Source organism: Agrilactobacillus composti DSM 18527 = JCM 14202 (genome assembly GCF_001436375.1).
GTDB classification, from domain to species: domain Bacteria; phylum Bacillota; class Bacilli; order Lactobacillales; family Lactobacillaceae; genus Agrilactobacillus; species Agrilactobacillus composti.
Genome location: NZ_AZGA01000005.1, coordinates 118,310 through 124,635, shown reverse-complemented (window position 1 = coordinate 124,635; position 6,326 = coordinate 118,310). Strand labels below are relative to the sequence as shown.

At 44.3% G+C, this 6,326-nt stretch carries 5 protein-coding genes; all 5 read left to right on the top strand.

Going from position 1 to position 6,326, the window contains the following annotated elements; all coding sequences use genetic code 11:
- Positions 1-516: 516 nt before the first annotated feature.
- The 5 genes from FC83_RS02505 to FC83_RS02485 all read left to right on the top strand — a co-directional run bounded on the left by FC83_RS02505 (position 517) and on the right by FC83_RS02485 (position 6,268).
- Entirely contained in the window at positions 517-2,163 is a 1,647-nt protein-coding gene (locus tag FC83_RS02505) for a peptide ABC transporter substrate-binding protein (RefSeq protein ID WP_035455353.1), read from the top strand.
- Positions 2,164-2,247: 84 nt separating this feature from the next.
- Positions 2,248-3,183, top strand: coding sequence for an oligopeptide ABC transporter permease (gene opp3b, locus FC83_RS02500; RefSeq protein ID WP_035455351.1), 936 nt, complete (start codon positions 2,248-2,250; stop codon positions 3,181-3,183).
- Positions 3,183-4,205 (top strand): ABC transporter permease, encoded by a 1,023-nt coding sequence (locus tag FC83_RS02495; RefSeq protein ID WP_035455349.1) that lies wholly within the window; start codon positions 3,183-3,185, stop codon positions 4,203-4,205. Before opp3b ends, FC83_RS02495 begins: the two co-directional genes overlap by 1 nt.
- Positions 4,177-5,283, top strand: coding sequence for an ABC transporter ATP-binding protein (locus FC83_RS02490; protein ID WP_052004967.1), 1,107 nt, complete (start codon positions 4,177-4,179; stop codon positions 5,281-5,283). The genes FC83_RS02495 and FC83_RS02490 overlap by 29 nt, the downstream gene beginning before the upstream one ends.
- A complete protein-coding gene (locus FC83_RS02485) occupies positions 5,273-6,268 on the top strand; it encodes an ABC transporter ATP-binding protein (RefSeq protein ID WP_035455345.1) in 996 nt (331 codons plus the stop codon). The genes FC83_RS02490 and FC83_RS02485 overlap by 11 nt, the downstream gene beginning before the upstream one ends.
- Positions 6,269-6,326: the final 58 nt, after the last annotated feature.

Below are 6,326 nucleotides of genomic sequence, written 5' to 3'. Positions count from 1 at the left end.
TACACGTTAAACCGGTTCAATAAGTGCAACTCAAATCATGAATGAATAATTCAGGTATCTTTAAGTGCGTGGAATTGCCCATAATACTTTTCCACATTATGGAATTCAATCATTGACATACGTCTTTTCCTCCTAAGTCGTCCATTTGATCATTGTTAGTACCGGTAATATTCTTAGCACAATCTAATCCTGTTAGGATACATGACATAATTGCGTATTCCAATATAATCGGGCTTACAACTGTATTGCTTGTTACTATTCTACTCTATACATAATATCTGGCGCAAACATTTTATCGAAAAAAATCTAAAAAATTAGGAATTTATCATTTTATAAGTGGCAGTAAATTAGGATTCTCATGAGATTTTCTAAATATTTGGTTAGTGAAAAATTAAATTTGGCTAATTTTAATTGTGTTCACATATCTTTCGTGCATAATTAGAAGACAATTAGTGATTTTACATTTCTGCTCATTTAATGTAATATCAGAATTATAATCCTTAAGGAGGAAAAATGATGAAGTTCAGCAAAGTTGTTGGGGCTGGCCTTGTCATCGCAGCGTCTGCATTTCTATTAGTTGCGTGTGGCTCAGGCTCTAGTTCAAGTAGTAGTAGTTCATCTGACAGTCAAACGTTCCGGCGCATGGAGAGTGATACGTTACAAACCATGGATCCATCTACCAATACTGATGCTATCAGCGGTCAGGCTTTAATTGATACGATGGATGGTTTCTACCGTTACAACGGTAAGAAGTTACAACCCGCCATCGCTACATCTATCGCTAAACCAACGAACGATGGGAAAACATATACCATTAAGTTACGTAAAAATGCTAAATGGTCTAACGGCGATCCTGTAACCGCTCAAGATTTCGTTTATGGTTGGCAACGGACTGTTAATCCTAAGACCGCTGCCCAGTATGCATACTTATTTGATTCTGTAGAGAATGCCAAAGATATCATCGCTGGTAAAAAATCACCTGATACGCTAGGCATTAAGGCAACTGATAAGAACACTATTCAAATTACATTAACTGAAGCTGTCCCTTACTTTAACGGTTTGATGACCAACCCAGCCTTCTTCCCACAAAACCAAAAGTTTGTTGAAAAAGCTGGTAAGAACTACGGGACACAAGCTAAATACGCTTTAGGTAACGGGCCATTCGTCTTGAAGGGTTGGACTGGTACCAACAATTCTTGGTCTGAAACTAAAAACAAGAACTATTGGAACGCTAAAGCTGTTAAGTTAGATAAGGTTGCCGTTCAAGTTATCAAGGACCCATCTACTGCTTTGAACTTATTCCAAAGCAACAAGATCGATGATGTTGCTTTAAGTGGTGAATCTGCACAACAAATGAAGAATGATCCGGCCTTCACACCACGGAAACAATCTACAACTTTCTACACACAACTAAATGAAAAGACGATTCCTGCCTTCAAGAATACTAAGATTCGTCAAGCCATCTCAATGGCGGTTAACCGTAAAGAATTGATCAACAAAGTCTTGGGCAATGGCTCTTTAGTTGCCAACAACGTGACACCGCAAGGCATCATGTCTAACCCAAGTACTGGTCAAGATTTTGCTAAAGCTGCCGCTGCCAAAGACAGCGAATACACCGCTTATAATCCTAAAAAAGCTAAACAACTTTTCCAAGAAGGTTTACAAGAAGTTGGTATTAAAGAATTAGATGTTACCTTGTTAGGTGACGATACTGATGGTGGTAAAAAGATGAACGAATACCTGCAAAGTACTTGGCAACAAAACTTGCCTGGTATGAAGGTCACTTTATCAAATGTGCCATTTAAGACACGTTTGACACGTTCTACCAATGGTCAATTTGACATGGTAACAAGTGCTTGGGGCGCTGATTATCCAGATGCTATCAGCTTCTTGGATCTCTTCACTACTGGTAACAGCTATAACAATGGTAGCTGGTCTGACAGTGACTACGATGCTAAAATTGCTGCCAGCAAGACAACTGATGTTTTAGATCCACAAAAACGTTGGAACGACTTGCAAGACGCACAACAAATTATCACACAAGAACAAGGGGTTGTACCTTTGTATCAACGTGTTGAAGCCCACTTAGTGAACAAGAAGGTTAAGAACTTACAATACAGTCCTGCCAACAACTACAACTTTGTGACTGCTTATATCAAATAATTTAATCGTCTAAAATTAGGGGTCTCCGGGAGAAATTTCAGCCCGAAGGCCCTTTTTCTATTAGAAATAAGGGGTGTGTTCAAATTGACCAAATATATCTTAAAGCGGATTGCCTGGATCTTCATCACCTTATGGATCGTGGCCACAATCACTTTCTTCTTGATGAAGTTATTACCCGGCACGCCTTATACGAACCAGGCTAAGCTATCCGCTGACCAAATTCGTATTATGAATGAGCAGTACGGGTTGAATAAACCATTGTTCACCCAATACTGGGTTTACATCGTGGGCTTGCTCCATGGTGATTTAGGAACTTCTTTCCAATTCAACAACCAACCGGTTACTTATTTAATTTCTAACCGGATCGGCCCTTCCATGCAAATTGGGGCCCAAGCCATGATCATCGGGACCTTGTTAGGGATTTTGCTGGGGGCCATTGCCGCCGTCAAGCAAAGAACCTGGGTAGACTCTGTGGCTACATTCTTCGCCATTGTGGGTCGTTCCATCCCCAACTTCGTCTTCGCCGTCATCTTGCAGTTCTTCTTAGCCTTTAAGCTCAAGATTTTCCCAATTGCACTGTGGGATGGCTTCTCATCCAGTATCCTGCCTTCCATTGCCTTGGCCATGGCGCCATTGGCCGATACCGCCCGGTTCATGCGGACGGAAATGGTGGATGTCTTAAGTAGTGACTACATCGAATTAGCCCGCTCCAAAGGCCTATCTTCTTGGCAAACCGTGGCTAAACATGCTCTGCGGAACTCCTTGATTCCCGTTGTCACCATCATCGGTCCCATGGCCGTTGCCTTGATGACCGGGTCCATGGTTATCGAAAACATCTTCTCTATCCCAGGGATCGGGGAACAATTCGTCAAATCCATCTTGACCAATGACTACCCAACCATCATGGGCTTGACCATCTTGTATTCCGCCGCCTTGTTGGTTATCTACCTCGTGGTGGATATCCTCTACGGCATCATCGACCCACGTATTCGCTTAAGTACAACAGGAGGTAAAGAATAGTGGCTGATAATGTAAAAATCACCCCAGATAGCTTCAAACCTGCCAATAATCAAGACAACACCCAAAAAGAAGAAATCCAAGCCCCATCTTTAACCTTCTTCCAGGATGCTGTCCGGCGTTTGAAACAAAATAAAGTCGCCGTTGTGGCCTTTTGGGTCTTAGCTGTGATGATTCTCATCGCCTTATTGGCCCCGGTCATCGCCCCTCACAACCCTAATACCCAAAACGTCAACTATGCCAACCTGCCGCCAAAAATCGGCAGTGGCAATATCCCTGGGTTTACTGGGAAAGGCGAAGTCGCTGGCGTTGTCAGTGACCGTTATGCCGCTTCCGGCGTGCCGAAAGGGACCTATTACATCTTAGGCACTGATTACTTGGGTCGGGACTTATTATCCCGGATCATCTATGGCACCCGCTTATCCATTTTCGTCGCCTTTGCTGCGACCATGTTTGATATGATCATAGGGGTCCCCTATGGCCTAATATCGGCCTGGCGGGGCAAATTCACGGATATCGTCATGCAGCGGATCATCGAAATCATCTCTTCTGTCCCTAACTTGATCGTGGCCATCTTGATGCTGTTGATTTTCAAACCTGGTTTGACTTCTATCATCATTGCCATTGGGTTCACCGGTTGGATAACCATGGCCAGGCTGATACGAGCGGAGACGTACCAGCTTCAAAGCGAGGAATATATTCTGGCGGCACAAACCTTGGGGGAATCTTCTTTAAAGATCGCCTTCAAGCATTTGATCCCCAATATGTCCTCCGTGATCATCATCAATACCATGATGACCATTCCCACGGCCATTTTCTTCGAAGCCTTCTTGAGTTATATCGGGATCGGGATCCCGGCGCCAAATGCGTCTTTAGGGACCCTATTATCCGATGGTCAAAAGACCTTCCGTTTCTTACCTTATCAAATGTGGTATCCCTCAGCGGTCATCGTGCTCTTAATGTTAGCCTTTAACTTATTAGCCGATGGTCTGCGGGATGCCTTTGATCCGAAATCATCACGTTAGGCGGTGTCAGACATTGGAAAAAATACTTGATGTAAAAGACTTAGAAATTAATTTCCATACCTTTGCTGGCGATGTGAAAGCCATTCGCGATGTCAGTTTCCATTTAAACAAAGGTGAAACCCTGGCCATCGTTGGGGAATCTGGTTCCGGTAAATCCGTAACCGTCCGGAGTATCATGGGCTTATTAGCCAATAACTCTAACGTCCCCAACGGCCAAATCATGTTCAAAGATCAAGATCTCTTAAAAATTTCAGCCCGGCAAATGGAAAAAATCCGGGGCAATGATATCTCCATGATTTTCCAAGACCCCATGACTTCCCTAGACCCCACCATGCCTATCGGTAAACAAGTGGCTGAACCTTTGTTGATTCATAACCACATGAGCCGGGCCAAAGCCATGGAACGGGCTGAAGAAGTTTTGGAATTAGTTGGTATCCCCAACGCCAAAAACCGGATCAAAGATTATCCCCACCAATTCTCCGGTGGTCAGCGGCAACGGATCGTCATTGCCATCGCCATCGTCAATTACCCGGAAATCCTCATCGCCGATGAACCAACAACTGCCTTGGATGTAACTATCCAAAGTCAAATCATCGAATTGATGAAGGAATTACAAGATAAAATCGAAACTTCCATTATTTTCATCACCCATGATTTGGGTGTCGTGGCTGGGATCGCCGATCGGGTGGCCGTCATGTATGCCGGTAAAATTATCGAATACGGCTCCGTGGATGAAATTTTCTATGATCCCCGTCATCCTTATACTTGGGGCTTGTTGAACTCCATGCCTACCTTGGAATCCAAGAAACTCTATGCCATTCCTGGTACGCCGCCAAACCTGTTGAACCCACCCAAGGGTGATGCCTTTGCCCCCAGAAATGAGTACGCCATGGCCATCGACTATGAAGCCATGCCCCCATTCTTTAAAGTCACGGATACCCATTATGCCGCGACTTGGCTCTTGCATCCCGATGCCCCTAAGGTCCAACCCCCCGCAGAAATCCTGCGGCGCCATGAGCTTTATCATAAATACCTAGCAGAACAAGCGAAAGGCGGTGTCCCAGCTGATGCAGAATAATGGTGAACCCCGGAAAAAAATCGTTGAAGTCAAACACTTGAAGCAATACTTCAATGCCGGCCGCAAAAACGAAGTTAAAGCCATCGACGACATCTCCTTTGACATCTATGAAGGCGAAACTTTCGGACTAGTTGGGGAATCTGGTTCCGGTAAAAGTACCACCGGCCGCAGTATCATCCGTTTATACGACCCCACTGGCGGCGAGATCCTCTTTAATGGTCAAGACATCAGTAAGATCAAAAAACATTCCCCACAAATGCTAGAATTCCGTCGGGAAATGCAAATGATTTTCCAAGATCCTTATGCTTCTTTGAACCCTCGGATGAAGATCAAAGATATCATCGCTGAAGGCTTAGATGTCCATCACTTGGTTAAAAATGACGCTGAACGGGATGCCCGAGTTGAAGAACTCTTAGACTTAGTTGGTTTAAATAAAGATCACATGACCCGCTATCCCCACGAATTCTCCGGTGGACAACGGCAACGGATCGGGATTGCCCGGGCCCTAGCCGTCAAACCCCGCTTCATCATCGCCGACGAACCCATCTCAGCCTTGGATGTGTCTATCCAAGCCCAAGTGGTGAACTTGTTGGAAGATATTCAAAAAGACCAAAATCTGACCTATTTGTTTATCGCCCATGATTTATCCATGGTGAAATATATCAGTGATCGCATCGCCGTGATGCATAACGGACGTTTGATGGAATTATCCACTTCTGATGAAGTCTATAACTACCCACTGCATCCTTACACCATCAGCTTGCTGTCCGCGGTGCCACTACCAGATCCTGAATACGAACGCCACCGCAAGCCCCATCCTTATGATGCTTCAATTGAAGATGAATCTAAGGATCGCTATTTGCAAGAAATCATCCCCGGCCATTCTGTCTTTGCCAGTGATGATGAAGTACCAATGTATCGGGAAATGGCTGAAAAAGCCCACGAAAAACAACCGGTAAATCCGGCTGTCTTACCTGGGGATTAACTCAAAAATACCAACGCTTGATCTGCAAAAGATTGAGGGTTGGTATTTTTTTGTCGGG

What these genes read in the sequence shown, in the direction of transcription:
- FC83_RS02505 (WP_035455353.1), top strand. Translation starts at nt 517, where the DNA reads ATGAAGTTCAGCAAAGTTGTTGGGGCTGGCCTTGTCATCGCAGCGTCT.
- FC83_RS02490 (WP_052004967.1), top strand. Translation starts at nt 4,177, where the DNA reads ATGCCTTTGATCCGAAATCATCACGTTAGGCGGTGTCAGACATTGGAA.
- FC83_RS02485 (WP_035455345.1), top strand. Translation starts at nt 5,273, where the DNA reads ATGCAGAATAATGGTGAACCCCGGAAAAAAATCGTTGAAGTCAAACAC.